Origin of the sequence: Streptomyces sp. BV286, assembly GCF_019090165.1 — a bacterium.
GTDB lineage: Bacteria > Actinomycetota > Actinomycetes > Streptomycetales > Streptomycetaceae > Streptomyces.
Genome location: NZ_JAHRIB010000024.1, coordinates 27,135 through 51,553, shown reverse-complemented (window position 1 = coordinate 51,553; position 24,419 = coordinate 27,135). Strand labels below are relative to the sequence as shown.

19 protein-coding genes are annotated in these 24,419 nt (G+C 72.4%); 12 read left to right on the top strand and 7 right to left on the bottom strand.

Annotated elements, in window-relative coordinates:
* Positions 1–6: 6 nt before the first annotated feature.
* The 3 genes from ccrA to KUF83_RS02965 form a co-directional block, all read right to left on the bottom strand.
* Entirely contained in the window at positions 7–1,344 is a 1,338-nt protein-coding gene (gene ccrA / locus KUF83_RS02975; RefSeq protein ID WP_217452929.1) for a crotonyl-CoA carboxylase/reductase, read from the bottom strand.
* 433 nt (positions 1,345–1,777) lie between these two features.
* Positions 1,778–2,593 carry a TetR family transcriptional regulator gene (locus KUF83_RS02970; protein ID WP_217453020.1) on the bottom strand — a complete coding sequence of 272 codons (816 nt, stop codon included), beginning with the start codon at positions 2,591–2,593 and terminating at the stop codon, positions 1,778–1,780.
* Between the two features lie 445 nt (positions 2,594–3,038).
* Positions 3,039–4,853: a 3-hydroxyacyl-CoA dehydrogenase family protein gene (locus KUF83_RS02965; RefSeq protein ID WP_217452928.1), complete on the bottom strand. Its 1,815-nt coding sequence runs from the start codon at positions 4,851–4,853 to the stop codon at positions 3,039–3,041.
* Between the two features lie 372 nt (positions 4,854–5,225).
* Here KUF83_RS02965 and KUF83_RS02960 point away from each other — a divergent pair, with 372 nt between their 5' ends.
* The gene (locus tag KUF83_RS02960; protein ID WP_217452927.1) at positions 5,226–5,819 is read left to right on the top strand and encodes an adenylosuccinate lyase; all 594 of its coding nucleotides are present in this window, start codon (positions 5,226–5,228) and stop codon (positions 5,817–5,819) included.
* Positions 5,820–5,912: 93 nt separating this feature from the next.
* On the opposite strand, the gene KUF83_RS02955 is transcribed toward KUF83_RS02960, so the two are convergent.
* The 4 genes from KUF83_RS02955 to KUF83_RS02940 all read right to left on the bottom strand — a co-directional run bounded on the left by KUF83_RS02955 (position 5,913) and on the right by KUF83_RS02940 (position 9,881).
* Positions 5,913–6,476, bottom strand: a complete 564-nt coding sequence (locus tag KUF83_RS02955; protein WP_217452926.1) for a GNAT family N-acetyltransferase — start codon at positions 6,474–6,476, stop codon at positions 5,913–5,915.
* Positions 6,477–6,532: 56 nt separating this feature from the next.
* Positions 6,533–6,931, bottom strand: a complete 399-nt coding sequence (locus tag KUF83_RS02950; protein ID WP_217452925.1) for a RidA family protein — start codon at positions 6,929–6,931, stop codon at positions 6,533–6,535.
* A gap of 66 nt (positions 6,932–6,997) precedes the next feature.
* Positions 6,998–8,590, bottom strand: coding sequence for an alpha/beta hydrolase (locus KUF83_RS02945; protein ID WP_217452924.1), 1,593 nt, complete (start codon positions 8,588–8,590; stop codon positions 6,998–7,000).
* A 259-nt stretch (positions 8,591–8,849) separates the two neighbouring features.
* Entirely contained in the window at positions 8,850–9,881 is a 1,032-nt protein-coding gene (locus KUF83_RS02940; protein WP_217452923.1) for an Rv2578c family radical SAM protein, read from the bottom strand.
* 207 nt (positions 9,882–10,088) lie between these two features.
* On the opposite strand from KUF83_RS02940, the gene KUF83_RS02935 reads away from it, so the two are divergent.
* From KUF83_RS02935 to KUF83_RS02885, 11 genes are all read left to right on the top strand, one after another.
* Positions 10,089–10,532, top strand: coding sequence for an SRPBCC family protein (locus KUF83_RS02935; RefSeq protein ID WP_217452922.1), 444 nt, complete (start codon positions 10,089–10,091; stop codon positions 10,530–10,532).
* A gap of 252 nt (positions 10,533–10,784) precedes the next feature.
* Positions 10,785–13,178, top strand: coding sequence for an MFS transporter (locus KUF83_RS02930; protein WP_374105963.1), 2,394 nt, complete (start codon positions 10,785–10,787; stop codon positions 13,176–13,178).
* Between the two features lie 178 nt (positions 13,179–13,356).
* Positions 13,357–15,831 carry a SpoIIE family protein phosphatase gene (locus KUF83_RS02925; RefSeq protein ID WP_217452921.1) on the top strand — a complete coding sequence of 825 codons (2,475 nt, stop codon included), beginning with the start codon at positions 13,357–13,359 and terminating at the stop codon, positions 15,829–15,831.
* A 156-nt stretch (positions 15,832–15,987) separates the two neighbouring features.
* Positions 15,988–16,710 carry a class I SAM-dependent methyltransferase gene (locus KUF83_RS02920; protein WP_217452920.1) on the top strand — a complete coding sequence of 241 codons (723 nt, stop codon included), beginning with the start codon at positions 15,988–15,990 and terminating at the stop codon, positions 16,708–16,710.
* 178 nt (positions 16,711–16,888) lie between these two features.
* On the top strand, positions 16,889–18,079 hold the full coding sequence (locus tag KUF83_RS02915; protein WP_217452919.1) for an FAD-binding oxidoreductase: 1,191 nt from the start codon (positions 16,889–16,891) through the stop codon (positions 18,077–18,079).
* Positions 18,079–18,384, top strand: coding sequence for a (2Fe-2S)-binding protein (locus KUF83_RS02910; RefSeq protein WP_217452918.1), 306 nt, complete (start codon positions 18,079–18,081; stop codon positions 18,382–18,384). Before KUF83_RS02915 ends, KUF83_RS02910 begins: the two co-directional genes overlap by 1 nt.
* The gene (locus tag KUF83_RS02905; protein WP_217452917.1) at positions 18,377–19,771 is read left to right on the top strand and encodes an NAD(P)/FAD-dependent oxidoreductase; all 1,395 of its coding nucleotides are present in this window, start codon (positions 18,377–18,379) and stop codon (positions 19,769–19,771) included. Before KUF83_RS02910 ends, KUF83_RS02905 begins: the two co-directional genes overlap by 8 nt.
* A 28-nt stretch (positions 19,772–19,799) precedes the next feature.
* Entirely contained in the window at positions 19,800–20,696 is an 897-nt protein-coding gene (locus tag KUF83_RS02900; RefSeq protein WP_217453018.1) for a dihydrodipicolinate synthase family protein, read from the top strand.
* A gap of 14 nt (positions 20,697–20,710) precedes the next feature.
* Positions 20,711–21,712, top strand: coding sequence for a proline racemase family protein (locus KUF83_RS02895; RefSeq protein WP_217452916.1), 1,002 nt, complete (start codon positions 20,711–20,713; stop codon positions 21,710–21,712).
* Between the two features lie 78 nt (positions 21,713–21,790).
* Complete coding sequence (locus tag KUF83_RS02890; protein ID WP_217452915.1) at positions 21,791–22,468, top strand: GntR family transcriptional regulator; 678 nt, start codon at positions 21,791–21,793, stop codon at positions 22,466–22,468.
* 90 nt (positions 22,469–22,558) lie between these two features.
* Complete coding sequence (locus tag KUF83_RS02885; RefSeq protein WP_217452914.1) at positions 22,559–24,418, top strand: immune inhibitor A domain-containing protein; 1,860 nt, start codon at positions 22,559–22,561, stop codon at positions 24,416–24,418.
* The last annotated feature ends 1 nt before the right edge of the window (position 24,419 follow it).

The window sequence follows — 24,419 nt, the reverse complement described above, 5'->3', positions numbered from 1 at the left end:
TGGCCCTCAGATGTTCCGGAAGCGGTTGATGGCGTCGATGTGCTGGGCGCGCTTCTCCTCGTCCCGCACACCGAGGCCCTCGGCGGGCGCCAGCGCGAGCACGCCGACCTTGCCCTGGTGGAGGTTGCGGTGCACGTCGTACGCGGCCTGCCCGGTCTCCTCCAGTGAGTACACCTTGGACAGCGTCGGGTGGATCTTGCCCTTCGCGATGAGCCGGTTGGCCTCCCAGGCCTCGCGGTAGTTGGCGAAGTGCGAGCCGATGATCCGCTTCAGGGACATCCACAGGTAGCGGTTGTCGTACTCGTGGTTGTAGCCCGACGTCGAGGCGCAGGTGACGATCGTGCCGCCCTTGCGCGTGACGTAGACGGAGGCGCCGAAGGTCTCGCGGCCCGGGTGCTCGAAGACGATGTCGACGTCCTCGCCACCGGTGAGCTCACGGATGCGCTTGCCGAAGCGCTTCCACTCGCGCGGGTCCTGGTTGTGCTCGTCCTTCCAGAACTTGTAGTCCTCGGCGTTGCGGTCGATGATCGCCTCGGCGCCCATCGCGCGGCAGATGTCCGCCTTCTGCGGGCTGCTCACCACGCAGATGGGGTTGGCGCCGCCGGCGAGGGCGAACTGGGTGGCGTACGAGCCGAGACCGCCGCTCGCGCCCCAGATGAGGACGTTGTCGCCCTGCTTCATGCCGGCGCCGTTGCGGGAGACCAGCTGCCGGTAGGCCGTGGAGTTCACGAGCCCCGGAGCGGCGGCCTCCTCCCAGCTCAGGTGGTCGGGCTTGGGCATCAACTGGTTGGACTTGACGAGCGCGATCTCGGCGAGGCCGCCGAAGTTCGTCTCGAAGCCCCAGATGCGCTGCTCGGGGTCGAGCATGGTGTCGTTGTGGCCGTCGCTGGACTCCAGCTCGACGGACAGACAGTGCGCGACGACCTCGTCGCCCGGGTGCCAGGCGTTCACGCCGGGACCGGTGCGCAGCACGACGCCCGCCAGGTCGGAGCCGATGACGTGGTACGGCAGGTCGTGGCGCTTGGTGAGCTCGCTGAGCCTGCCGTAGCGCTCCAGGAAGGAGAACGTCGACACCGGCTCGAAGATCGAGGTCCACACCGAGTTGTAGTTGACCGAGGAGGCCATGACGGCCACCAGGGCCTCGCCGGGGCCGAGCTCCGGCACCGGCACGTCGTCCAGGTGGATCGACTTGCGGGGGTCCTTGTCACGGGTGCTGAGCCCGGCGAACATCTCCGCCTCGTCCTTGTGCACGGTGATCGCGCGGTAGGACTCGGGGAGCGGCAGTGCGGCGAAGTCGGCGGACGTGGCCGTCCGCGACTGAATCGCGTCCAGGATTTCCTTCACGGTGTTGCCTCCGGCGAGAGCGTCTGAGGGGAACGCTGAGGGTTACGTCGGGGTGGGTGCTGCTGCTGGTGTGAGGCGTGCCGTCGGTTCGGCGGGGGTGGTGCTCGGCAGCGCTTTGTGGCGCGGAAGGTTGCCTGTGACGCAGGCGTCCGGGCGCGCAGACCAATCGGTTTGCGGGGACAGCCGGCGTACGAAGGATCGCTGCACGCCGGCCGCCCGGACTCCTTCAACGTATGGCACGCCGTGTCACCTCGCAAGGCACGGAGTGCCAGAAATTACGCTCAGGTGAAATCTTTACGCGACACGTGAGCGATGATCGATCAGGCGGGGCCGCGAAAGGGCTGAATGCGGGCAAAAAGAAGCCGGACGCGCTCTTGTCGAGCTCGTCCGGCGAGGGCGGGACCAGCGGCGGAGCCGCGGTTCCGCGCAGGGGTTACGACCGTTCCTTGAGTGCCTGCTCGATGGTGCGCATCACCTGGTGCAGCGGGGCGTCGACCCGGGCGACGGTCACCAGCACCTCTCCCTCCACCGAGGCCGCGGACGCGGGCGCCGCGTGCGCGGCGGTCTCCCGCCCGGCGCCGATCCCCGTCCCGAAGGTCTTCCGCACGATCGCGAAGGCGTGGTCGAGCTGCGCCTCGACGTCCCCCTGGGCGCCCGCCCGCAGCCACCTGCGCAGTACGTGGTTGTGGGCGGTGACCACGGCGGACGCGGCGACCTCCGCGAGCAGCGGGTCGTCGTTGGCGTCGTCGTCGTGGGCGTGCTCGTCGAAGTGCCCCAGCAGATAGCGGGTGAACAGCCGCTCGTACCGGGCCACGGACGCGATCTCCGCCTCCCGCAGCGTCGGCACCTCACGGGTGAGTTTGTAGCGCGACACCGAGATCTCCGGCCGGGCCGCGTACATCTTCATGACTTCCTTGATCCCGCGGCACACCGTGTCCAGTGGATGCTCGTGCGCCGGCGCGGCGTTGAGCACCGCCTCGGCCCGGATCAGGGTGTCGTCGTGGTCCGGGAAGATCGCCTCTTCCTTGGAGCGGAAGTGGCGGAAGAAGGTGCGCCGGGCGACCCCGGCCGCGGCCGCGATCTCGTCGACCGTCGTCGCCTCGTACCCCTTCGTCGCGAACAGCTCCATCGCGGCGGCGGCCAGTTCTCGGCGCATCTTGAGCCGCTGGGCGGCCGCGCGACCGCCCACGGCACTTTCGGGTGCGTCGGACGTGGCCGGTGTACGGGGGGACTTGGCGGGCTGGGACATGCCCCGAACGTACTGCATGTGCGCGGCGGAGCGCTCATGACCGGGTCTTTCGCCGGCCGGGGCCGGGGGAGGGGCGCCGACCGGGCCGAGCAGGCCGCCCCAGTCCGCGCGCTCGGTGAACCAGTCACCGGACCGGTCCTCCGGCCGCGCCCCGGACCCGTTCGCGGGTCCGCCGTCCGGCCCGTGCCCCACTCCGTCGACGGGTACGTGGGCCACTCCGCCCGCAGGCCCGTCCCCGGAGCCGTTCACCGGCCCGTCCCCCGAGCCGTTCACCGGCCGACCTCCCGAGCCGTTCACCGGCTCGTTCACCGGTCCGTTCACCGGCCCGGGGCCGGGCGGGAGGACCGGCCCGGCACCCGATCCGTCCGCGGGCCCGCCCCGGGGCCGGTCCCCGGGGCCCGGAGCGGGCCCGGCGGACCGGCCCCGCGGCCCGTCCTCGGGTGCCTCAGCGCCGCGCATATTCGCGGAAGCCGCGGCCCGTCTTGCGGCCGAGGCAGCCCGCGGCCACCAGGTGCTCCAGCAGCGGCGCGGGAGCGAGCCCCGGGTCGCGGAACTCGCGGTGGAGCACCTTCTCGATGGCCAGGGAGACATCCAGGCCGACCACGTCGAGGAGCTCGAACGGGCCCATCGGGTAGCCGCCGCCGAGCTTCATCGCGGCGTCGATGTCGTCGAGCGTCGCGTAGTGCTCCTCGACCATCTTGATCGCGTTGTTGAGGTACGGGAACAGCAGCGCGTTCACGATGAAGCCGGCCCGGTCGCCGCAGTCCACCGGGTGCTTGCGGACCTTCGCGCAGACCTCGCGGACCGTGGCGTGCACGTCGTCGGCCGTCAGGACCGTACGCACGACCTCGACGAGCTTCATAGCGGGCGCCGGGTTGAAGAAGTGCATGCCGATCACGTCCTGCGGCCGCGAGGTGGCGCGGGCACAGGCGACGACGGGCAGCGAGGAGGTCGTGGTGGCCAGGATCGCGCCCGGCTTGCAGACCTTGTCGAACACGGCGAAGAGCTGCTGCTTGATCTCCAGGTCCTCGGCGACGGCCTCCAGCGCCAGGTCGACCTCGGCGAAGGCGTCGTACGAGCCCGCCGGGGTGATCCGCTCCAGCGTCTCGGCGGCCGCCTCGGCGGTCATCCGCCCCTTGTCGACGGAACGCGCGAGCGACTTGCCGATACGGGCCCTGGCGGTCTGCGCCTTCTCCTCGCTGCGGGCGGCGAGGACGACCTCGTACCCGGCCTTGGCGAAGACCTCGGCGATGCCGGACGCCATCGTCCCGGACCCCGCGACGCCCACCGAGCGGACGGGCCGGCCGGCCGTCCCGGACCCTTCGTCGAGCGGTGTCAGCGCGTCCCGGACGACGGTCGCGCTGCCCGGGGCGTCGTACGTGTAGAAGCCGCGGCCCGTCTTGCGGCCGGTCAGACCCGCCTCGCTGAGCTGCTTGAGGACGGGCGCCGGCGCGTGCAGCCGGTCGTGCGACTCCGCGTACATGGCCTCCAGGACCGTACGCGCGGTGTCGACGCCGATCAGGTCGAGCAGGGCGAGCGGACCCATGGGCAGACCGCAGCCCAGCCGCATCGCGGCGTCGATGTCCTCGCGACTGGCGTACTTCGCCTCGTACATCGCGGCGGCCTGGTTGAGGTAGCCGAAGAGCAGGCCGTCGGCGACGAAGCCGGGACGGTCGCCCACCGCGACGGGCTCCTTGCCCAGTTCGAGGGCGAGGTCGGTGACGGCGGCGACGGCCGACGGCGCGGTCAGCACCGACGAGACGACCTCGACGAGCTTCATCGCCGGTGCCGGGTTGAAGAAGTGCAGGCCGAGAACCCGCTCGGGGCGGGCCGAGTCGGCGGCCAGCCGCGTCACGGACAGGGCGTTCGTGCCGGTCGCCAGGATCGTCTCCGGGCGCACGACACCGTCCAGCTCGCGGAAGATCTGGTGCTTGATCTCGTACGACTCCGGAGCCACCTCGATCACCAGGTCGGCGTCGGCCGCGGCCCGCAGATCGGTGAACGTACGGAAGCGGGCGAGGGTGTCGTCGCGTTCCTGCTCCGTGAGACGCCCGCGCTGCACGGCACGGGCGGTCGCGGATTCGAGCGCGGTGACGGCCTGGGCCGCGGCGGCCTCGCTGACGTCGATGCCGACGACCTCGCGGCCGGCCCGGGCGAGGATCTCGGCGATACCGGTGCCCATCGTGCCGAGGCCGACGACGGCGACGGTCTTGAGGGGCGACGCGGAGGACGGGGAGGGGTCGGACTGGGGAGTGGCCATCGCGGGACTCCAGGAATGAGTGACGACTGAGGGACGCACCCAGATACGCCGACGGGCGCACGGAGTGCGGAGGAAGGTGCGGGTGATGCCGGGCTGCGAGGCGCACACGCCCGGTGCCGAACACGGGTCGTGGAGCACGCACCCGCGAAGCGGTGAAAAGAATCCGACCGGCTCTGTCCCGGAGCCGTGTCGCACTGAGGTACCTGAGGTACCGAACCGACCAGCACCCGCGGCGGCTGCGTCACCAGGCCACCACGGGAAAGACCACGAGTGGGTAACTCGCTCGATTGAGCTTAACCGGTGGGTAACGAGCGCGCCAGCCCGTCGTCCGGACCGGTCACTGTGACGTATGTCGCCGATAGTCTCTGCATCATGGACGAAGAGTTGCGATCGCTCACCCAGCGCTTACGGCACGAGGCGGGCGCGGCGGCCTCGTTCTCGTACGAGCGGCTGGCCTCGGCCGGGGATCCCGACGAGCTGGCAGCCGTGCTCATCGCTCCCGAACAGCCGCTCTGGGCGCGGGAACTGGCCGCCTTCCGGCTCGGGCTCGACGGCGACCGGCGGGCCTTCGAGGCCCTCGTCCTGCTGCTCAACCACCGTGATCCGCAGCGCTGCGCGTCCGCCGCGTACGCCCTGGCCCGGCTCGGCGACCCGCGCACCGCCCGGGCGGCGGCGGCCCTCGCCACCAACGAGCTGCGCGTCGCCTACGCCCTGCATCCGGTACGGCTCCTCGTCGAACTCCGCGCGCCAGAGTCCGTCCCCGCCCTGATCACCACCCTGGCCCGCAGATTCCGCCCGCACGACCCGTACCGCCGGATCGCCCTCGCCTGCGTGGAGGGCCTGGGAGCCCTGGGCGACGAACGGGCCAGGCCCGTCCTGAACGAGGCGCTCGCCCACCCGGCACTGGCCCAGGCCGCGGCCGGCGCGCTGAAGAGGCTGCCGGCACAGCGCCCGCCCGGGCCCTGAGCCCGCCGGGAAGGCCGCCGCGTCGAGCCGTACGACCGGCCACAGCCCCGGGCCGTGTTTCTGCGTGAGCCCGCCCCGGGGGACGATGCCTCCTCAGGCGGAGAGGCGTTCCTCTCGGACCCCGCCCAGCACCCGGACGTAACGCACCTCGGGCACCTCGACGCCCTCCACCTCGAAGGGTTCCTCGGCGCCGTCCGCGGTGAAACCGGACCTCTCGTAGAAGCGGCGCGCGCTCGCGTTCTCCCGGAGCACCCAGAGCAGCATCCGGCCGTGCCCCGCGGCGGCGCAGCGCGCGGTGGACTCCCGCAGCAGGGCCCGGCCCACCCCGCCCGCGATCCGGTCGGGGGCCACGTAGATCGCGTACAACTCGGCGTCCCCGGTGGGCTGTCCGCCGTCGCGGTACGGACCGTGGCAGGCCCAGCCGACGACCTCGCCGCCCCGCTCCGCGACGAGGTTCACCACGCCCTCGCCCGCCTGCTCGAAGTGGGTCCGCCTGCGGGTCGTCTCGGCCGCCACGTCGAGCCCGTCGAGGTACGACCGGGGCATCAGCCCCCGGTACGCGCTCTGCCAGCCGCGCACCCGGATCTCCGCCACGCGGGGGCAGTCGGCCAGGGCCATCTCGCGGACGCGGAGGGGGATGCGGGAGTGGTCGTCCATGGCGGCACCCTAGGCGGCCGCGGACGAGGAAGCCGGGGAATTACGGCGGCCCCGCCTCAGCCGGGGAGTACCGCGAACGCCTCTATCTCCATCAGGAACTCCGGGCGCACGAGGGCGGCGACCTGCACGGCCGAGGCGGCCGGAAGGCGGTCCGGCGCCATGTGCTCGTCCCGGGCCGCGCGGACGGCCGGCATGTGGGCCATGTCCGTGACGAAGAAGGTCATCTTGACCACGTCGTCGAAACCGGCGCCTGCCGAGGCCAGACAGCGCCGCAGGTTCTCGAAGACCTGGCGGGCCTGTGCCGCCGGGTCGCCCTCGCCGACGAGCCCGCCGTCCTCGTCGAGCGGCAGCTGGCCCGAGACCGCCACGAAGCGGCCGGTGCCCACGACGACATGGGAGTACGCGGCGGCGGGGGCGACCCCGTCGGGGGCGGCGATACGGATCGGTCCGGTCATGGACCAATCCTGCACCACCGCACCGACAACGCCCCCGGCGGGCGGTCGCCGTGCACCTGCCGGGGCTCAGCCGCGGAAGCCGAGCAGCCCGTGCAGTGCCGCGCCGCGCGTTCCCGGAACCGCCTTCGTCTTCAGGGGCTTCGGGCCGGGCAGCGCCTCGCACACCGCGTCGGCCTCGCCGCCGCCGCGCGGCACCCTGCCGTCGGTCAGATAGGCGGCGAGGTGCTTGTCCAGGCAGGTGTTCCCGCTCAGCGTGATGCCGTGGTTGCCGCCGCCCTGCTCGACCACCAGGCTGGAGCCGCCCAGCAGGTGGTGGAGCGTCACGCCGCCCTCGTACGGAGTGGCCGCGTCGCCCGTCGCCTGGAACAGCAGCACCGGCGGCACCGCGTCGTTCGAGACGTCCACGGGCTCCGCCGGACCCGTCGGCCAGAACGCGCACGGCGCGTTGTACCAGGCGTTGCTCCAGGTCATGAACGGCGCCTTCCGGTTCACCGCCCAGTTGTCGTCGCGCCACTCGTCCCAGTCGCGCGGCCAGCGCGCGTCCCGGCACTGCACCGCGGTGTAGACGCTGTAGCTGTTGTCGCCCGCGGCGTCGACCGCGCCGAAGTTCTCGTACGCCTCGACCAGCGGGTCGTCGTCCCCGTCGTTCACGAAGGCCGCGAACGCGGCGGCGAGATACGGCCAGTAGCCGTCGTAGTAGGCGCCGGGGGAGAAGGCGTCCTCCAGTTCGGAGGCGCCGACCTTCTTGTCCGCGGGCTTCTTCGCCAGGGCCGTCCGCATCGCGTACCAGGCGGTCTCGATGCTCTCCGGATCGGTGCCGAGCCCGTACGTCGCGTCGTGCTCGGCGACCCAGGCCATGAAGGCCCGGTGACGGTCGTTGAACGCCCGGTCCTGGGTGATGTTGTCGTCGTACCAGACACCGGTGGGGTCGACGACGGAGTCGAGCACCATGCGCCGTACCCGCCCGGGGTGGAGCTTCGCGTAGACGGCACCGAGGTAGGTCCCGTACGAGTACCCGAAGTAGTTGATCCGCTCGGCGCCGAGGGCGTGGCGGATCGCGTCCATGTCGCGGACCGCGCTCACGGTGTCGATGTACGGCAGCAGGTCCGCGTGCTTGGTCGCACAGGCCTTCGCGAAGGCCTCGACCCGGTCGAGGTTGGCCTTCTCGGTCGCGTCGCCTGTCGGCAGCGAGTCGGGGCGCACCGGCGCGAAGTGCCCCGGCCTGCAGTTCAGGGCGGGTCTGCTGGCGCCGACCCCGCGCGGGTCGAAGCCGATGACGTCGTACTGCGCCGCCACCTTCTTCGGGAGGGAGGCCGCGACGAACCCGGCGAGGGTGAGGCCGCTGCCGCCGGGGCCGCCCGGATTCACCAGCAGGGGCCCCTGGTACGTCTTCTTCGAGGTGTGCGGCACCCGTGACAGCGCCAGCGTGATGCGCCGGCTCTTCGGGTTCGCGTGGTCGAGCGGCACTTTCAGGGACGCGCACTGGAGCGTCGGGTACTTCCGGGTGCCGCACTTCTTCCAGGTGGGCTTCGCCGCGCCGATGGTCGGGGTGGCGCGCGGGGCGGCCGCGGGGTCCGAGGTCGCGCCGGCCGGGAGGGCGGTGATCAGTCCGGCCACCACGGCAGCGGCGCCGCACAGGGCGGCTGCGCGTCGGTTCACGATGAATCGCCTCACATTGCTGTACGGGGCAGGGATTCAGTCCTGTTCCTCGGGCCGGGGCCGGGAGTCGTCCCTCGGGAGACGCGGCACCGGACCTCGGCCGGAGGGCAGGGGACCGTGAACGCCACGGCCTTGGCCGTATCGTTCCGGGACGGATGCCCCGAACGACCGCTTCCGCCGAGAGTTGACCCCATCGGGCCGTGCGATGCGGCCGGATGCCGGGCAGGCGGACACCCGCCGAATCACGCGGGACCACCCGTCACAGGAGGGTGAGCTGGGTCGGTCCAGGAGCGGCCGGCGCGGGCGCCGGAATCCTGCGGGGCATCGCCGCGCGCGTGGGGCCGATCCCGTACTCCTCGGCCAGTTCGTGCACCTGCCGGGTGATCCGGCGCTGGTACCACTTCGGGGCGTACGCGCCCTCCGCGTACAGCCGCTCGTACCGGCGCACGAGGTGGGGGTGGTGGTGCCCCAGCCAGGCCATGAACCACTCGCGTGCCCCGGGCCGCAGATGCAGCACGAGCGGGGTCACCGAGGTCGCGCCGGACGCGGCGATCGCCCGTACCGTCGCGCGCAGTTGGGACGGGTCGTCGCTCAGGAAGGGGATCACCGGGGCCATCAGGACCCCGCAGTCGATGCCGTGCCCGCTCAGCGTGCGCACGACGTCGAGGCGGCGCTCGGGGGCCGGTGTCCCCGGCTCCACGGTCCGCCACAGCTCCTGGTCGGTGAAGCCCACGGAGACGGAGATCCCGACCTCGGTGACGGCCGCCGCCTGCTTCAGGAGGTCGAGGTCGCGCAGGATCAGCGTGCCCTTCGTGAGGATCGAGAAGGGGTTCGCGTGGTCGCGCAGGGCCGCGATGATGCCGGGCATCAGCTGGTAGCGGCCCTCGGCGCGCTGGTAGCAGTCCACGTTCGTGCCCATCGCGATGTGCTCGCCGAGCCAGCGCCGCGAGCCGAGATGCCGCCGCAGCAGCTCCGGGGCGTTCACCTTCACCACGATCTGGCTGTCGAAGCCGAGACCGGTGTCGAGGTCCAGATAGCTGTGGGTCCTGCGGGCGAAACAGTAGACACACGCGTGCGTGCACCCCCGGTAGGGGTTGACGGTCCACTCGAAGGGCATGCGCGAAGCCCCCGGCACGCGGTTGACGATCGACCGGGCCCGGATCTCGTGGAAGGTGATTCCGCGGAACTCGGGCGTGTCGAACGTTCGGGTGGTCACCGCGTCCGCGCCGAACAGCGCGGCGTCCCGCGGCGGGTTGCCGCCGGACTCCACTGTGAGGTTCTCCCAGCGCATGACGCCTCCTCGATAGCACTGGCCACAGAATAGAACACATGTTCCCTTGATCGTGCGAACTCGTTTTCGAGTGCCGGGTCCGCCGAGGTGCTCGCGGTCGTGCGCGGACCCTCGGCGCTTCCTCGGGGGACCCCGATTTGAGCGGCTCGGCCGCCTGATGGTTGGCTGAGCGCGCACGCCCGAGATCCCGAGTGCTGGAGGAACGCAATGGCGCAGGTCGAGGCCACCACGGAGCGAGTCGTAGCGGGTAAGCCGGACGACGTGTTCGATGCGCTGGCCGACTACAACGGCACGCGTTCGAAGCTCCTGACCGAGCACTTCAGCGAGTACGAGGTCCGCGAGGGCGGCGACGGCGAGGGAACCCTCGTCCACTGGAAGCTCCAGGCCACCAGCAAGCGGGTCCGCGACTGCCTGCTCGAGGTGAGCGAACCCACCGACGGCGAACTCGTGGAGAAGGACCGCAACTCCTCGATGGTGACCACCTGGCGGGTCACCCCGGCCGGCGAGGGCAAGGCCCGGGTCGTCGTGACCTCCGTGTGGAACGGCGCCGGTGGCATCGGTGGCTTCTTCGAGAGGACGTTCGCACCCAAGGGGCTCGGCCGGATCTACGACGAGGTGCTGGCGAAGCTCGCCACCGAGGTGGAGAAGTAGCTCCTCCCACGTCTCGCGGAGCCGGAGGGGCAATCCCTCCGGCTCCTTTCGTGCAGCGCGCGCGGGCGCTCCCGCACGGTGGCCGGGCTCACCGTTTCGAGTGGTTCTCGGTACGGCCCGGCCGTACCTCGTAGGGCTCCGACCGGCGGATACGTCCGCCCGGGCCCGCCGGAGGGCGACTCGTCGCGCTTGCTCCCAGATGTCGCGTAATGCGAAAAATGGGCCGCGCAGGCGCGACGAGGGGAGCGGCACGTGGGCGGCACGACGCTGGCGAAAAGCGGGCGGGACGTTTCGGCTCCGGCGCCGGACACGCCGCAAGTGCCCAGAGAAGCCGCACAGTTGAAGACGCTCAGCCCGGGCCGCGTCCGCATGGTGTTCTTCGCACTGATGCTGGCGCTGCTGCTCGCGGCGCTGGAGCAGATGATCGTCGCCACCGCACTCCCGCAGATCGTCGGAGAGCTGCACGGCCTGGACCGGATGTCCTGGCCGATCACCGCGTATCTCCTCACGGCGACCGTCGGACTCCCGGTCTACGGCCAACTCGGTGCTCTCTACGGCCGCAAGGGCGTCTTCCAGTTCGCGACCGTCGTCTTCGTCACCGGCTCCGCGCTCGCCGGACGGTCGCACACCATGGACCAGTTGATCGCCTTCCGCGCACTCCAGGGCGTCGGCGCCGGCGGTCTCCTGGTCGGCGTACAGGCGATCATCGCGGACATCGTGCCGCCCCGGGCGCGCGGTCGCTTCATGGGAGTGATCGGCGCGGTGTTCGGCCTCGCCTCGATCGCCGGCCCGCTGCTCGGCGGCTACTTCACCGATCACCTCTCCTGGCGCTGGTGCTTCTACGTCAACGTGCCCCTCGGCCTCATCACGCTGGCCGTCGTGGCCCTCGCCCTCGAACTGCCCAAACCCACCGTCAGGCCGCGCCCGGACATCCTCGGCGCCCTGCTGCTCGCCGCCGCCTCGACCTGCCTTGTGCTGCTGACCAGTTGGGGTGGCACGGAGTACGCCTGGGGTTCTCGCGTCGTCCTCGGGCTCGGCGCGGGGGCCGTCGCCTCGACCGTCCTCTTCGTGCTCGCCGAGCGCTTCGCGGCCCAACCCCTCATCCCGCTGCGGCTGTTCCGCGACGGGGTCTTCGACGTCACCGGGCTCGTGGGCGTGGCCCTCGGGGCCGCCCTGTTCGGCGCGGCCTGCTACCTGCCGACGTTCCTGCAGATGGCCGGCGGTGCCACCGCCACCGAGTCCGGCCTGCTGATGGTTCCGATGATGGCCGGGATCGTCGGCGCCTCGGTCGTCTCGGGCCAACTCGTCAGCCGCAGCGGCCACTACAGGATCTACCCGGTCCTCGGCCTTGCCCTGTCCGCCGTCGGCATGTGGCTTCTGTCGCGGCTCGAACCGGAGACGTCCCGGCTCCATTTCGGTGCCTGGACGGCCCTGCTCGGCGCGGGCATCGGCCTGGTCATGCCCGTGCTCGTGCTCGCCCTGCAGAACTCCGTGCAACCGCACGATGCCGGCGCCGCGACCGGCGCCAACAACTACTTCCGGCAGATCGGCGGCTGCGTCGGCGCGGCGGTCCTCGGCGCGCTCCTCGCCGAACGGCTCGCGAACTCGCTCACCGAACAGGTGCCCGCCGGGTCCGGTGCGCCCGGCTTCGAGTCCGTCACCCCGCGACTCGTCCACGCGCTGCCCGCCGGGCTGCGGGAGGACTACGTCGCGGCGTACGCCGAAGCGATGCCGCGGATGTTCCTCCCTCTCGTGCCGGTGCTCGTCCTGGGCCTGCTCGTCGCCTTCTTCCTCAAGGAGAAACCACCGGTGTCCCACCACGCCTCCGCCGCGGGCGAGACCGCGGCCCCCAACACCACGGTCCCGGGGGCCCGTTCCTCGTACGCCGCCGGGATCCCCGTCTGCGGCACCGTGCGGCACTCCGACGGCACCGGCGTGCCCCGCGCCGCCCTCACCCTCATCGACGTCGTGGGGCGGCAGATCGGGCGGGGTGCGAGCGGCGAGGACGGACGGTACGCCCTGTCGACGCCCGGACCGGGGTCGTACGTCCTGATCGCCGCGGCCGGCGGACACCAGCCGCAGGCGGTCGGCGTCACCGTCGGGGAGCGGCCCGTGGAACTGGACGTGGTGCTCGGCGGTGCGGGGCGACTGGCCGGCAGGGTGACGACGGCGGACGGAACACCGGTCCGGGACGCCACCGTCACCCTCACCGACGTGCACGGTGAGGTGGTCGCCACGACACGCAGCGGACGGGAAGGCGACTACGGCATCACGGAGTTGGTGGCGGGGGAGTACACCCTGGCCGCGAGCGCCCCGGCCTTCCGGCCGGCCGCCCTGCCCGTGAGCGTGCAGGCCGCCCGGGAGACCCGCCAGGACGTGGAGCTCGCGGGCGGGGCGGTGCTGCGGGGAACCGTGCACGCCACCGGCGGGCGGCCCGTCGAGGACGCGCGGGTGACCCTGCTCGACGCCGCGGGGAACGTGGTGGACACCCTGACCACCGGGGGCGACGGAACGTTCCGGTTCGTCGACCTGTCGTCGGGGGAGTACACGGTGATCGCGGCCGGCTACCCGCCGGTGGCCGGCGTTCTGCAGGTGGCCGGGGGCGGGAGGACCGAGCGGGATCTCCAGCTGGGGCACGAGGACTGACAGCGGTCCCGGGCCGGGCGCGGGTGCCGCAAGGGCGTCCCCGGACGGGGCGCGGGCCGCCGTGTGGTGTGCGCCGGTGCGATTTCGCTGATTGCCACACATGGCTACCGGGCGTGGACGTACCGTGGTTGTCGTGGCGGCATAGATCTTGCGGACCGTGGGAGAGAGGGCCTGGGCCATGGACCGTGGCACTGACCGTGGCACCGAACGTGGCACCGGGACGGGCGCACCTCCCGGCCGTGCGGCCGGTGACGCGGTCGCCGCGGCGGGGCGGATTCCGCTGGCGGTGGTCGTGGTGGACCGCGAGGGGCTGGTCTCGCACTGGAGCCGGGGCGCCCGGCGGCTGTTCGGGGCGGACAGGGGCGAGGCGGTCGGCCGTCCCGCCGTCGACCTGCTGCCCGTTTCCGGAGCCCTGCCCGAGGACGACGAGAGTGTGCCCTTCGGGGCGTACGCCGTGTACGACGGTCTGGGACCCGGCCTGGAGTCCTCCCTCGACGGTCGGCTGTCCTACCCCGCCGCGGGACGGGCGCGGCTGACGGCGGCGAGCAGTGACCGGATCGACGTCCTGTGGTGGGCGTACCCACTGGTCGGGCCGGGCCCGGAGCGGCTGTTGGTCCTCGCCGCCGACGCGGGCGCGCTCGGGCGCGAGGGCGTCGGGGCGGGCGCGGCCGTGGAGCGCATCGTGCCCGGGTTCGCCCTGCACACCGACTTCCCCGGCGCCGAGGAACTGGCGCGCAGGCTGCCCGAGATCCTGCCGAGCATGAGCGTCGGCGAGAGCGCCCGCATCGTCGCCCAGGTCCTCGAACTGGGCTATCCCGTCCTGGAGTTCAGCCAGAACGACCGCGTGCCGGTCACCCCCGACTGGGGCGTGCCCCGGCGCGCCGAGCGCAGGGCACGCCAGGAGAGGGCAGCCGCGGCGGCCGCGACCGGCGAGCCCGCGCCGCAGGACGCGGAGGACGAGCGGGAAGACCTCGAATTCGTGGCCGTACGGGAGCGGCTGGAGTTCCTGAACGAGGTCAGCGGACGCATCGGCACCTCCCTCGATCTGTCCCGGACCATCGTCGAGGTCAGCCGGGCCGTCGTCCCGCGCTTCACCGACGTGGCCGGGACCTATCTGCGGGAACAGGTCGTCGCGGGTGAGGGCTTCCCCGAGGGCGTACCCGACACGACCACGATGTGGCACCGGGTCGCGCTGGAGCACACCGACGAGCCGGGCCGCTGGGACGACGTCGTACCGGTCGGCGAGGCCATGCCCTTCCCGGCACAGACCCCCTTCTTCCAGTGCATGACGAGCGGTGAGCCCGTCCTCGTGCCGCGCATCAGCGAGCAGATGGGCCACATGATCGCCGCGCAGTTCGAGAAGCGCGACATCCGGCCCCTCATCACGGGCCGCTCCATGCTGGTCGTGCCCCTCAAGGCCCGGCACGTGGTCCTCGGCTTCATGATCCTGCTCCGCCATCCGGAGCGCGTCGAGTTCAACGACATGGACCGCGTCACCGGCGCCGAACTCGCCGCCCGCGCAGGGCTCGTGCTCGACAACGCGCGCATGTACACGTACCAGGAGAGCGTCGCCGAGACCCTCCAGGACAGCATGCTGCCGCACATCGCCCCGAGGATGTCCGGCTGCGACATCGCGACCCGCTATCTGCCGGGCACGCTGCTCGGCCGGGTCGGCGGCGACTGGTTCGACTCGGTGAAGCTGCCCGGGTCGCGCACCGCGCTCGTCGTCGGCGACGTGATGGGCCACGGCCTCAACTCGGCGGCGATGATGGGGCAGTTGCGCACCGCCGTACAGACCATGGCGGCCCTCGACCTGCCGCCCGAACAACTCCTGCGCAACCTCGACGACTTGGCGCAGCGCCTCGGCGAGCACTACCTCGCGACCTGCCTGTACGCGGTCTACGACCCCATCGCGAGCGAGCTGCTGATCGCCAACGCGGGCCACATTCCACCGGTGGTGGTCCGCGCCGAGGACGGCCGCAGCGACCTGCTCGACCTGCCGACGGGCGCACCCATCGGCGTCGGCGGAGTGCCCTTCGAGTCCGTACGCGTGCGGGTGGCGCCCGGCGACCGGCTCGTGATGTGCACCGACGGCCTGGTCGAGGTGCGTGGCGAGGACATCGGTGTCGGCCTCGCCACCCTCTGCGAGTCCGCCGCCCATCCCGCCGCGTCCATGGACGACGCCTGCGACACCATCATCCGCGCCCTCAACACCCGCGGCGGCCGCAAGGACGACGTGGCGCTCCTGATGGCCAGGCTCAACGGCATCGACCCCGAGGACGTCGCCCAGTGGCGCATCGGGCACGACCGGCTGGAGGTCCGCAGGGCCCGCGCCGCCGTCCGTGAACAGCTCCACGAGTGGCAACTGAACTCCCTTGCGGGCACGACGGAGTTGCTGGTCAGTGAACTCGTCACCAACGCCGTACGGCACTCCCACAGCCGGCCCATCGAACTGAGACTGGTCCGGGGCGACACCCTGCTGTGCGAGGTGAGCGACGACGACCACACCCTGCCGACGCTGCTCAGCGTGGGCCCGCTCGACGAGGCCGGGCGCGGGATGCGCGTGGTGAGCACCCTGGCGCGCGAGTGGGGGACCAGCCGGACGGGCGCGGGCAAGACGGTGTGGTTCGAGCTGACCCTGCCACGCCGCTGAACGCCCCGCCCAGGTCCGAAGGGGCGCGCGTCGGCGTACGGCTGTCGAATGAGCCGTGAAGGTGTGCGCCGCGTTCTTGTCGCCGCACGCCCGGCGCGATACACCGGACTGTCCGTCACTTTTGGGCGGTTCACGGTCGCATCCTGGGGAGCTGGCATGAGCGTGACTACTCGGTACAGGCAGGCCTGGGAGGGTTTTTGGAGCGAGGCTCCGGGTGAGCCGGGAGCCGTCTTCTGGGACGCCGAGCCGGCGGTGACCGCGGGCATCCATCTCGCCCTGTTCGAGCCGCACCTCTCCGCCCCCGGGCTGCCACTCGTGGATCTCGGCTGTGGCAACGGCACCCAGACGCGGTTCCTCGCCGACCGCTTTCCGCGGGTCGTCGGCGCCGACCTGTCGGCCGCCGCCCTCGACCACGCCCGGCTCGCCGATCCCGCGGGTCAGGCCTCCTACCGGCTGTTCGACGCGGCGGACAAGACCGAGGCCGAGACGCTGCACGCCGAGCTCGGTGACGCCAACGTCTATATGCGTGGTGTGCTGCACCAGTGCGAACCGGCCGACCGGCAGCCGCTCGTCGACGGGTTGGCCAGGCTGGTAGGGGACCGGGGATGTGCGTTCCTCGTCGAACTCGCCGAGGCCGCCGGGGCCGTGCTGCGCGCTCTCGCGCAGGGTCCCGACGGGCCGCCGGCGAAACTCGCGCCCGTCTTCCGGCACGGGATCGCCCCCGGCGAGGTGGCCGACGCGGCCGTCCCCGAGTACCTGAGCGCGGCGGGGCTCGCCGTGCGGGCGAGCGGGGAGCTGCCGCTCGTCACCACGGAGTGTCGTGCCGACGGCTCACGGATCGAGCTCCCGTCGAAGTGGATGGTTGTGGGGCGCGACTGAGAGTGGGGTGCCGGTTCCGGGCGCCGGGCGCCGGGCGCCGAGGGGTGGGTGCGGGTACGTGGGGGCTGGTCGCGCAGTTCCCCGCGCCCCTCGGCGGGGTGCCGGTCGGCCCGCTTCCGACGGGGCCGGGTCCGTTCGCCCTCTTGGCCGGGTCTGCGGTATGTGACATAGTACTGGCGTGAGTAACTCGCTGACCTGCGATGTTGTGGTCGTCGGGGCCGGGATGGTCGGGGCGGCGAGCGCCCTGTACGCGGCCCGGGCCGGGCTGAGGGTCGTCCTCGTGGACCGCGGCCCGGTGGCCGGCGGCACGACCGGCGCGGGCGAGGGCAACCTGCTCGTCTCCGACAAGGAGCCGGGACCCGAGCTCGACCTCGCGCTGCTCTCCGGACGACTGTGGGCCGAACTCGCGGCGGAGCCCGGCGTGGCGGAGTCGGTCGAGTACGAGGCGAAGGGCGGCCTGGTCGTCGCCTCCGCGCCCGAGGGGCTCACGGCGCTGGAGGACCTCGCCGCCGCACAGCGCGCGGCCGGGGTGCGGACCGCGAGCGTCGCACCGGAGCAACTCCACGACCTCGAACCGTACTTGGCGAAGGGGCTCGCGGGCGGCGTGCTGTACCCGCAGGACGCCCAGGTGATGCCGACGCTCGCGGCCGCCCGCCTGGTACGCCTCGCCCGAACGGCCGGGGCCTCGCTGCGGACCGGCTGGACGGTCACGGAGGTGCTGCGCACGCGATCGGGGGCGGTACGGGGCGTACGCACCTCGCACGGCGACATCAGCACGCCCGCGGTCGTCAACGCGGCCGGCACCTGGGGCGGGGAACTGGCCGCCCTGGCCGGGGTGTTCCTGCCGGTGCTGCCCCGGCGCGGCTTCGTCCTCGTCACCGAGCCGCTGCCGCGCAGGGTGCGCCACAAGGTGTACGCCGCGGACTACGTGGCCGACGTGGCCAGCGACTCGGCGGCGCTGCAGACCTCCCCGGTGGTCGAGGGCACGGCGGCGGGACCGGTACTGATCGGGGCCAGCCGGGAGCGGGTCGGCTTCGACCGCTCCTTCTCGCTGCCCGTCGCCCGGTCGCTGGCGGCGGGGGCGACCCGGCTGTTCCCCTTCCTGGCGGGCGTGCGGGCCATGCGCTCCTACCTCGGCTTCCGGCCGTACATGCCCGACCACCTCCCCGCCGTAGGGCCCGACGCGCGGGTACCCGGCCTCTTCCACGCGTGCGGGCACGAGGGCGCGGGGATCGGACTCGCCACGGGGACAGGGCACTTGATCGCGCAGGTACTGACGGACCGGTCGCCCGACCTGGATCTCGCGCCGTTCCGCCCCGACCGCTTTCCCGAGCCGTCGGCCGAGCCGTCAACCGAGGGGGCCCTGTGATGCCGCGTACTCCCACGAGGCTGGTCCGGGCCCGGACGGAACCTCCCTTCACCGTCGCGTTCGACGACCGCGAGATCGCCGTCCTCCCCGGCCGGACGATCGCGGCCGCCCTGTGGTCGGCGGGCGTCCTGTCCTGGCGCACGACCCGGGGGAGCGGCGAGCCGCGCGGTGTCTTCTGCGGGATCGGGGTGTGCTTCGACTGTCTGGTGACCGTCAACGGGCGCCCCAACCAACGGGCTTGCCTGGTGCGTGCGCAGCCCGGTGACGTGATCCGCACCCAGGAAGGGACCGGGCACGATGACTGACCGACCCCGTCTCGCGGTGATCGGCGCGGGCCCCGCCGGGCTCGCCGCCGCCCTCGCCGCAGCCGCGCAGGGCGTGCGGGTGACCCTCGTGGACGCCGGCGCGGAGGCGGGCGGGCAGTTCTACCGGCAGCCCGCCGCAGACCTCGGCGCCCGCCACCCGCAGGCCCTGCACCACCAGTGGCGTACCTGGGAACGACTCCGCGACGGACTCGCGGCACATGTCGCGGCGGGGCGCGTCAGCCACCTGACGGACCATCATGTCTGGTGCGTCGAGGGGGCGTCCGGCGCCTTCGCCGTGCACGCCCTGCGTGGGCCGGAGCAGGAGGAGCCCGTCACGGTCCGCGCCGACGCCGTACTCCTCGCGACCGGCGGCTACGAGAAGGTGCTGCCCTTTCCCGGCTGGACCCTGCCCGGGGTCGTCACCGCGGGAGGGGCCCAGGCCATGCTCAAGAGCGGACTCGTACTGCCGGGCCGTACCGCCGTGGTCGCCGGGACCGGGCCGCTGCTGATGCCTGTGGCCGTCGCTCTGGCGGCGGCCGGGGCGAAGGTGGCCGCCCTGGTGGAGTCCGCCGACCCCAGAGCCTTCGTACGGCACGCCCGGGTCCTCGCCGCCCATCCGGACAAGCTCGCCGAAGGCGCCCGGTACGCCGCCGGGCTGGCGCGGCACCGGGTCCCGGTCCACGTCCGTCACACCGTCGTCGAGGCGCACGGCACCGGCCGCCTCGAAGCGGTGACCGTGGCCGCGCTCTCCGCCGACGGACGGGTCGAGACCGGCAGCGAACGGCGCGTTCCCTGCGACAGCCTCGCCGTCGGCCACGGCATGCTGCCGCACACCGACCTCGCCGAGACGCTCGGCTGCCGTCTCGACGGGCTGGGCGTCGCCGTGGACGACGAGCAGCGCACCGACGTGCCGGGCGTCTGGGCCGCCGGCGAGACCACCGGGATCGGCGGCGCGGCACTCTCGCTGGCCGAGGGCCGTATCGCCGGCCTGTCCGTCGCGGCCCGGCTCGACTCCCGGACACCCGCGCCGAGTTCCTACGCACGGGCGGCCAAGACCCGTGCCGGGCTGCGGGAGTTCTTCGCCGTCGTCGACAGCGTCTGCGCACCGCCCGCCCGCTGGGCCGAACGGATCGGTGACGACACCCTTGTGTGCCGCTGCGAGGACGTGCCCGCCTCCGCGGTGCGGGAGGCCGTCGACGAGCTGGGAGCCGCGGACGTACGCACCGTGAAACTGCTGACCCGCGCCGGGATGGGCTGGTGCCAGGGCCGGATGTGCGCTCCCGCGGTGGCGGGGCTCGCCGGATGTGCGCCGGCCCCCTCGCGACGGCCGTTCGCCCGGCCCGTACCCCTCGGTGTGCTCGCGCGCGAGCCCGGCGAATCCCCCTGACATGCCAGACCCCACGAACCGGACGGGAATCCCCATGACCGACAACCGACCCTGGCGCGGCGTCCTCGTCGCCACCGCCCTCCCGCTCAAGGACGACCTGTCCGTCGACTTCGACGCCTACGCCGACCACTGCGCGTGGCTCGTCGAGAACGGCTGCGACGGCGTCGTGCCCAACGGCTCGCTCGGCGAGTACCAGGTGCTGACGCCCGAGGAGCGCGCCAGGGTGGTGGAGACGGCCGTGGCGGCGATCGGCGGCGCCCGCGTCATGCCCGGCGTCGCCGCGTACGGCTCCGCCGAGGCCCGGCGCTGGGCCGAGCAGGCGCGCGACGCGGGCTGCGCCGCCGTGATGCTGCTGCCCCCGAACGCCTACCGGGCCGACGAGCGCTCGGTCCTCGCCCACTACGCGGAGGTCGCGGGGGCGGGCCTGCCGATCGTGGCCTACAACAACCCGATCGACACCAAGGTCGACCTGGTGCCCGAACTCCTCGCCGAACTGCACGCCGAGGGACACATCCACGGCGTCAAGGAGTTCTCCGGTGACGTACGCCGGGCCTATCGCCTTGCCGAACTCGCCCCGGAACTGGACCTGTTGATCGGCGCCGACGACGTCCTGCTGGAGCTGGCCGTGGCGGGCGCCAAGGGCTGGGTCGCCGGCTACCCGAACGCGCTGCCCGCCGCGTCCGTGGAGCTGTACCGCGCCGCCGTCCGGGGCGACCTCGACACCGCGCTGCCGCTCTACCGGCAGCTGCACCCGCTGCTGCGCTGGGACTCCCAGGTGGAGTTCGTCCAGGCCATCAAGCTGTCGATGGACATCGTCGGCAGGCCCGGCGGTCCGGTACGCCCGCCCCGCGTGGCGCTGCGGTCCGACCAGGAGGCCGCCGTCCGGGCCGCCACGGAGAAGGCCGTGGCGGCAGGGCTCGTCTGAGGGAGAACAGGACCATGCGCAGCACACTCGTCCTGCACGCCGTCGACTCGCACACCGAGGGCATGCCGACCCGCGTGATCACCGGCGGCATCGGCACGGTCCCCGGCGCGACCATGAACGAGCGGCGGCTCCACTTCCGCGAACACCGCGACGACATCAAGCAGTTGCTGATGAACGAGCCGCGAGGCCACGCGGCGATGAGCGGCGCGGTCCTCCAGCCGTCCACCCGTCCCGACTGCGACTACGGCGTCATCTACATCGAGGTGTCCGGCTACCTGCCCATGTGCGGACACGGCACCATCGGGGTCGCGACCGTCCTCGTCGAGACGGGCATGGTCGAGGTCGTCGAACCGGTGACCACCATCCGTCTCGACACCCCCGCCGGACCCGTCGTCGCCGAGGTCTCCGTGGAGGACGGATCCGCGAAGTCGGTCACCCTGCGGAACGTGCCCTCCTTCTCCGTCGCCCGCGACCGCACGATCGAACTCGCCGACGGGCGGACGGTGACCTACGACCTCGCGTACGGCGGCAACTTCTACGCGATCCTGCCGCTCGACCAGTTCGGGCTGCCTTTCGACCGGGCCCGCAAGGACGACATCCTCGCCGCCGGGCTCTCCCTGATGGACGCCATCAACGCCGAGGGGGAGCCCGTCCACCCCGAGGACCCCTCCATCAGCGGCTGCCACCACGTGCAGCTGACCGCTCCAGGCTCGACGGCCCGGCATTCGCGGCACGCGATGGCCATCCACCCCGGCTGGTTCGACCGCTCGCCCTGCGGCACGGGCACCAGCGCGCGCATGGCACAACTGCACGCGCGCGGTGAACTCCCCCTGCACACCGAGTTCGTGAACGAGTCCTTCATCGGCACGCACTTCACCGGCCGTCTCCTCGGCACCACCGAGGTCGCCGGGATCCCCGCCGTCCTGCCCAGTTTCACCGGGCGCGCCTGGGTGACCGGCACCGCCCAGTACCTGCTCGACCCTGACGACCCGTTCCCGGCCGGCTTCGTCCTCTAGAGCCTGCTGTCCCGCGCCGTCGCACACATCGTCCACATCGTCCACATCGTCCACCACCCGTTCCGAGGAGACCGCCCGATGCCCGCCCAGCGCCCCGGCGCCCCCGCCCTGCCCACGCTGGGCGGCAAGAAGCCCAGCTATCGCGAGCGTGTCGCGGACGCTCTGCGGGCCGCCCTCATCGCGGGGGAACTGCGTCCCGGCGAGGTGCACTCCGCGCCGGCCCTCGCCGCCCGCTTCGGTGTCTCGGCCACCCCGGTCCGCGAGGCCATGCTCGACCTCGCCAAGGAGGGCCTGGTCGACACCGTGCCCAACAAGGGTTTCCGGGTCACCGCGGTCTCGGAGAAGCAGCTCGACGAGTACACGCACATCCGTTCGCTCATCGAGATCCCCACCACCGTGGGCCTCGCCGCCCGTGCCGACCCCGCCGCGCTGGAGGCGCTGCGCCCCGTCGCACGGGAGATCGTCACGGCCGCGGCGGCCGGTGACCTCATCGCGTACGTCGAGGCGGACATCCGCTTCCACCTCGGTCTGCTCGCCCTCGCGGGCAACGACCACCTGGTCGAGGTCGTCGGCGGTCTCCGGGGGCGCTCCCGCCTCTACGGCCTGCACGCCCTGGTCGAGGCGGGCCGCCTGGAAGCCTCCGCCGAGGAGCACCTGGAGATCCTGGACGCCCTCGCCGCCCGCGACGAGGAGGCGGTACGCGCCGTCATGACGCGGCATCTCGGGCACGTACGGGGGCTGTGGGCGGCCGAGTGACGCCGGGGGCGACACGCTGCCCGGCAGCCCGCGCCCTCCGCGTCGGCATGCTCTCCTGAGTGCGCCCCAGGAGCCCGAGGAGGACGCACGGTGAGCAAGCGCATCCGCGGATCGATGGCTGCCGTCGCCGCCCTCGTCGTACACGCCCTGGCCTTCCACGTCCCGGGCGCCGTCGCGGAGTCCCGCGAACCCGTGGGGGCGCCGGGACTCGCGCGAGCGGCCACGGCGGGCCCGCAACCGACCAGGGGTGCCCCCGGCCACGATCTGCGGAGCGCGGCCGGGGCGCGCACCGAACGGGCCCGCACCGTGGCCGTCGCCAAGGTCGTCACCGGCGCCGCGGTCCCCGAGACCCGCGGCTCCTCGCAGCGCATCGAGTACCGCGAGGACAGGTACGCGGAGACGGCCCGCACCACGGACCGGATCTTCGTGCTGCCGGTGGAGTTCGCCGATTACGGGCACAACCGGATTCCCCGGCCCGACCGCGCCACCGACAACGCCACGGTGTGGACCGCCGACTACAGCCGGGCCTACTACCAGCGGCAGATCTTCGGCACGGCCGACAGCGCGGGCGGCTCCGGTCCCGGTACCGGCGACACGCTCAGGTCGTACTTCCAACGGCAGTCCAGCGGTGCCTACTCGATCACCGGCAGCGTCCACGACTGGACGCGCGTGCACCGCCCACTGGCGCACTACGGCACCGACGCCTGCAAGAAGGACGGCGTGCCGGTCTCGACGTACTACTGCAACAAGCAGCTCGTCACCGACGGCCTCGACCAGTGGTACGAGGACCAGCGCGCCACCGGCCGGAGTGCCGCCTCACTGGCCAAGTACCTTGCCACGTACGACATCTGGGACCGCAACGACCACGACCGGGACGGGATCTTCAACGAACCCGACGGCTACCTCGACCGCGTGATGCTGATGTTCGCGGGGGAGTCGCAGGCTAACGGCGGTGGCGCGGGCGGAAAGAACGCCATCGGTTCGCACCGCGGCACCGTCAGCCACCTGCAGAGCGGCGCCGGCCGGCTGGGCCCGGCGGGCGGCGCCCGGGACGGCGGCAGCAGGGTCGGCGACTCCGGTGTCTGGGTCAACGACTACACCATGACCAACGAGAACAGAGGGCTCGGCACCCTCGCCCACGAGTACGGCCACGACCTGGGCCTGCCCGACCTGTACGACACCTCGGGCGGCGAGAACTCCACCGGATTCTGGTCGGTCATGGCGCAGGGCTCCCTCCTCTCGGACGAGAACGAACTGGCCGCCCACCCGGCGGACCTGGGCGCCTGGGCGCGGCTCCAGCTGGGCTGGCTCGACTACGCGTCCGTCAGGTCGGGCACCGCCGCCACGGTCACCCTCAACCCGCTGTCCGTACCCGCCTCGACCGCCGGCAGGGAAGCACTCCTGGTGAACCTGCCCGCCGACGCGGACGGCAACGCCCGCCACTACGTCGTCGAGAACAGGCAGTACGTCGGCGAGGACGCGTACCTCAAGTCGGGCCCCTTCCATCTGGGTTGGACACCGCAACGGCCCAAGCTCAAGGAGCGGCTGCACTACGAGAACGGCATCCTCATCTGGTACTGGAACACCAAGTACCGCGACAACAGGACCGGGACGAACGGCGGGCACGGCCGGATCCTGCCCGTCGACGCCCACCCCGAGCCGGCCAGGTCCGCCTCCGGAGCGGTGCTCCGCAACCGTCTCCAGACCTACGACTCGCCCTTCGGACTGCGGCCCACCACCGCGCTGGTCCTCCACCTCGGCGGAGTGCGGACGGTCGTCCCGTCCCGTCCGGCGGTCCCCGTCTTCGACGACCTCGACGACCTCGACGGCGTCCACCGCGACGCCGCCGCCCACGGTCCGGGACGCGACGCCGACTCCGGCACCACCGTCACCGTGGACCAGGAACACACCGACGGCCGAGTGAAGGTTTCGGTGGGTTCGTCCAGCTGAC